Here is a 4,275-nt window from a genome sequence, read left to right on the forward strand (position 1 = left end):
CCGCAGGTACAGCGCGATGAAAGAAAGTATCGCGCCGATAAAAAATGGAATCCGCCAGCCCCAATCGTGCAGTTCGGCAGGTGTAAGCAACCAGTTTTGCAAGATTAATTGAATACCCAAAGCCAGTAACTGCCCACCAATCAGGGTTACATATTGAAAGCTTGAATAAAACCCTCTATGTTTTTTAGTGGCCATTTCACTGAGGTAAGTGGCAGAAGTACCGTATTCGCCACCAGTGCTCAAGCCCTGAATCAATCTTGCAAAAATGAGTAACAAAGGAGCCGCAATTCCAATCTGTTTGTAACCTGGGGTTAAACCGATAATCAATGAGCCTATTGCCATGATGAGTACAGAAAGTGTCATCGAACGTTTTCGCCCTAACCTATCTGCAATGCTGCCAAACAGCCAGCCACCGATAGGCCGCATTAAAAAGCCTACTGCAAAAATACCTGCAGTATCTAATAACTGTGCAGTTGGATTACTATTAGGGAAAAAGGCAGGAGAAAAATAAAGCGCAAAAGCAGAATAAGTATACCAATCGTACCACTCCACAAGATTACCGACCGAACCACCAAAAATAGATTTCAACCGATATTCTATATCTTTAATTTCGTTCTGTTGTAATGCTTTTTCCATAATATATAATGATTGAATGAGAGAGTTTTGAATGATTGAATGAAATTTAATTTAAACAACAGTTCTTAACCAAAAATATAATAATTTTATAAGGAAAGAGCTGAGTCCTTTTCACTTTATTCACTCACTCCTTCTCTCATTCAATATTCAATCATTAATAAAATGAAAGATAATTTTTCTACCCAATCTGCCGATTACGCTATCTACCGGCCAACTTATCCGCAAGAATTATATGACTATCTGTTTTCGCTGGTAAAAAGCAAAGAAACGGCGTGGGATTGTGCTACTGGTAACGGACAGGTTGCGCGTGTATTGGCCCAATATTTCGATGCCGTTTATGCAACAGATATCAGCGAGAATCAATTAAAAAATGCTTTTCAATTGCCAAATATTACTTACAAAGTGGAACCTGCGGAACAAACATCGGTGGGTAATGCTAGTTTCGATCTGATTACGGTGGCACAGGCCATTCATTGGTTTAATTTTGAAGCATTTTACGCTGAGGTAAAACGAACACTAAAACCAAATGGCCTTTTTACAGTGATTGGTTATGGCCTAATGTTTATCGATAAAAAAGTAGATAAGGCTGTACATAAACTTTACGAAGATATTTTAGGCAAATATTGGGACAGCGAACGCCGTTATATTGAAGAGGGGTATAAAACCATCCCCTTTCCCTTTGAAGAGATCATTGCTCCTCATTTTCAGATTAAAACCACCTGGAATTTTAACCAACTGATTGGCTATTTAAATACCTGGTCTTCTTTGCAGCATTATAAAAAGGCGAATGAACGCAACCCATTAGAGTATATGTTTACCGAATTAAAAGAAGCCTGGGGAGATGATGCGGAGAAAGACGTTCATTTCCCGGTTTTATTGCGAGTTGGACGGTAGGTTTAACCACAGAGGGAATCGAATGCACAGAAAATTCGCCAAGTCCGTCATCCTGAACTTGTTTCAGGATCTTTAATGAGGGGAAAACCAGAAAAGTATTCAAGCGAGAATAGTACTTACCAAATAGATCCTGAAACAAGAATACCCAAAACAGTAAGCTTCTTCTGCTCACCGCTTTGCATGTCTTTTAGGGTAAGTTCTCCGCTTGCAATTTCATCACCACCAATTAAAATTACGTAAGGGATGTTCTTCGCATCGGCATAGGCCATTTGTTTTTTTAGTTTCGCCGAACTTGGGTACAACTCTGCCGAGATCCCTGCATTTCTGAATTGCTGAACAATTGGCAAAGCATACTTTTCAGCTTCTGCATCAAAATTACTGATCAACACTTTTGTTCCAACCTCTGCTGAGGCAGGGAAAAGGTTAAGTTCTTCCAATACATCATAAATGCGGTCGGCACCGAAAGAAACACCAACTCCGGTTAAATCTTTTAAACCGAACATACCGGTTAAGTCATCGTAACGGCCACCACCACCAATGCTGCCCATGGCTACTTCGTTGGTTTTAACTTCGAAAATGCAGCCGGTGTAGTAGTTTAAACCTCGCGCTAAAGTAATATCCAATTCCAGTTTAGCCGTTAACGGCAAGCCATAAGAAATCAAACTTTCTACATATTCGAAAACCTGTTCAATTTCTGCAACACCTTTTAAACCTGTTTCTGATTGCGCCAAAACAGTTTTCAAACTAGTCAGCTTTTCTTCATTAGTGCCTTCCAACAAAATTACAGGACGAAGTTTTTCTAAATCCGCTTCTGTAAAACCACGTTCTAAAAGTTCTTTACTTACGCCATCTAAACCGATTTTATCTAATTTATCGATGGCTACGGTCATATCAATAATTAAATCTGGTTTACCGATAATCTCAGCAATACCAGATAAAATTTTTCTATTGTTAATTTTTACGCTGAAATCTTTCAAACCCAATTTGCTCAAAGCTTCGTTGTAGATTAAAATAAATTCAGCTTCGTTCAATAAACTTTCAGATCCCACCACATCCACATCGCACTGATAAAACTCACGGTACCTGCCTTTTTGCGGACGGTCTGCACGCCAAACGGGTTGTACCTGAAAACGTTTAAAAGGCAAAGTAATTTCGTGTTGGTGCATCACTACGTAACGCGCAAAAGGCACCGTTAAATCGTAGCGCAAGGCTTTTTCAGAGATTAGCGGAATCAGTTTATTGCTATTATCTTCATCTGCAAAATCGAAAGATTTCTTTTTTGGATCTTTAAGAAATTCGCCACTGTTTAAAATTTTAAAAATCAGTTTATCACCTTCATCACCATATTTCCCTGTCAAAGTCGAAAGGTTTTCGAAACTTGGGGTCTGGATTTCGGCGTAACCATATTTTCTGAAAACCGTTTTAATGGTATCGTAAATAAAGTTGCGTTTTACCATTTCARCCGGAGAAAAATCACGGGTACCTTTTGCTAATGAGGGTTTAATAACTGACRTAGCCGCAAAAGTACAAAAATGTAATGTTTAAACCTCGCAGGTTTTTAGTGGCTTTCTTAAAATCTTCAAGTTATTAATTCCGTGGTGTAATTGTAAATTGCCAACAGTTAGCTTATTTGGGCGTTCCCCAAGCTGCGCAAGGGTCCTGCTTTTCAGGGCTACGCTGCGCTTCGGTACCGATGAAGACCTGTGAAACAAGCAAGCATACCGTGATTAAATAAAAACATATGCTTAATCGGTACTTAACCCTTACAATCCCTAACGCGAATTAACGCTATATAAATTACTTTCCTAACACCTCTTTCACCAGCTCCCGATTTGGTTTCGATACCGGAATTTTATCGCCACTATCCATTAAAAGTGTTCCACCATCTTCTTTAAGCCAGCTTTTTACAAATTTCGGGTTAACCAAATGGCTTTGATGTGCCCGCACAAAACCGTGGGGTTTGAGCAGATCGGAATATTCTTTTAATGATTTCGAAATCAAAAGCTGATCACCGTCGCTAAAAAAGAAGTTGGTGTAATTGTTATCCGCTTCGCACCTGATGATTTCTTCGATACCAACATATCTAATTTCATTCTGTTGAGGTAACGCTATCCTGGTAACCCCTTTAACGGTATCCTTTTTGTCGATTCTTTCTTCAACAGTAGGGTTTTGATAATCAAGCGGAGGTGCAAAGTTTATGGCTACGGTATTCGGGGCAACGTTTGATGACGTATTACGGTTTTTTTTAATCAAAAAGTAGATCAGCATAAAAATACCACCAAAAAATCCGAAAAAGACAAGGCCTGCTACCAAAAGCATAATTATTTCCGCACTACCCATATTTAGAAAATCGGCATAGGCAATATGAATACCATAAGCGAGGATAAAAACTAACCCAAAGATTATCTTATTTTTCATTTTTAGCTGGCTTAACACGTCTAATTAGATATAAACATAAAAAAATAAAACCTATAACGAAGGTTACAGTAAAAAAGCCCACAACCAAAAGCATTATTATCTCTGCCGCACCAAGATTCAAAAATTCTGCATGCGCCACCTGTAAGCCAAAAGCAATGATAAAAAAGAGTAAAAATAATAACTGTTTCATGTTGATTGATTTAAATGTTCAACGAAAGTAGCTATGTGCTATTCATTTAAAAATCAACATTGAGCATTGGTTGGCTTATGGTGAGGATTGACAGGTAATCCTTTAGTATTTGCCTATACTGGTTACTTCCCCAACAC

At 38.6% G+C, this 4,275-nt stretch carries 5 protein-coding genes; 1 reads left to right on the forward strand and 4 read right to left on the reverse strand.

Annotation, left to right across the window (positions count from 1 at the left end; all coding sequences use genetic code 11):
• Nucleotides 1–636: MFS transporter (locus AC1DND_RS24900; protein WP_477585239.1), on the reverse strand; the 636-nt coding region annotated here is incomplete at its 3' end.
• 162 nt (nucleotides 637–798) lie between these two features.
• On the opposite strand from AC1DND_RS24900, the gene AC1DND_RS24905 reads away from it, so the two are divergent.
• On the forward strand, nucleotides 799–1,530 hold the full coding sequence (locus tag AC1DND_RS24905; RefSeq protein WP_477585240.1) for a class I SAM-dependent methyltransferase: 732 nt from the start codon (nucleotides 799–801) through the stop codon (nucleotides 1,528–1,530).
• A gap of 116 nt (nucleotides 1,531–1,646) precedes the next feature.
• Here the strand turns inward: AC1DND_RS24905 and hisS are convergent, their stop codons facing one another.
• The 3 genes from hisS to AC1DND_RS24920 form a co-directional block, all read right to left on the reverse strand.
• On the reverse strand, nucleotides 1,647–3,035 hold the full coding sequence (gene hisS / locus AC1DND_RS24910) for a histidine--tRNA ligase (RefSeq protein ID WP_477585243.1): 1,389 nt from the start codon (nucleotides 3,033–3,035) through the stop codon (nucleotides 1,647–1,649).
• Between the two features lie 292 nt (nucleotides 3,036–3,327).
• Nucleotides 3,328–3,948, reverse strand: coding sequence for a LytR/AlgR family response regulator transcription factor (locus AC1DND_RS24915; protein ID WP_477585241.1), 621 nt, complete (start codon nucleotides 3,946–3,948; stop codon nucleotides 3,328–3,330).
• A complete protein-coding gene (locus AC1DND_RS24920; RefSeq protein ID WP_477585242.1) occupies nucleotides 3,938–4,138 on the reverse strand; it encodes a hypothetical protein in 201 nt (66 codons plus the stop codon). The genes AC1DND_RS24915 and AC1DND_RS24920 overlap by 11 nt, the downstream gene beginning before the upstream one ends.
• Between the last annotated feature and the right edge of the window lie 137 nt (nucleotides 4,139–4,275).

It is taken from the genome of Pedobacter sp. 01N416 (genome assembly GCF_056399685.1).

Excerpts from the sequence above, each read along its gene's own strand:
- AC1DND_RS24905 (WP_477585240.1), top strand. The coding sequence starts at position 799 with ATGAAAGATAATTTTTCTACCCAATCTGCCGATTACGCTATCTACCGG.
- AC1DND_RS24915 (WP_477585241.1), bottom strand. The coding sequence starts at position 3,948 with ATGAAAAATAAGATAATCTTTGGGTTAGTTTTTATCCTCGCTTATGGT.
- AC1DND_RS24920 (WP_477585242.1), bottom strand. The coding sequence starts at position 4,138 with ATGAAACAGTTATTATTTTTACTCTTTTTTATCATTGCTTTTGGCTTA.